This is a genomic window from Mycobacterium sp. NGS27 (assembly GCF_059813005.1).
In genome coordinates, this window is sequence record NZ_JCALDT010000056.1 from 1 (window position 1) to 263 (window position 263).

A 263-nucleotide genomic window follows, 5' to 3' on the forward strand; every position below is an offset into this window, starting at 1 on the left:
GGGTGCACACCAGCGAGGTGATCACCGATGAGGCGTTGATCGAGGCGCGGTCGGGGTTGGATCCAGCTGCTGGGGTGATGCTGGTCGCGGTGTGGGCCGGCGCGACGGGGCAGTTGGCGTTGATCATTCATCATCTGGTCATTGACGCGGTGTCCTGGCGGGTGCTGCTGGGTGATCTGAACACCGCCTGGACCCAACACCGCGCCGGCCACCCCGTGGTGCTGGCCATCGAGGGCACCTCGTTTCACCGGTGGGCCCAGCTG

At 66.9% G+C, this 263-nt stretch carries 1 protein-coding gene; it reads left to right on the forward strand.

Going from position 1 to position 263, the window contains the following annotated elements; all coding sequences use genetic code 11:
* On the forward strand, nt 1-263 hold a 263-nt coding region (locus AC5Y30_RS25550), incomplete at both ends, for a condensation domain-containing protein (RefSeq protein WP_499922110.1).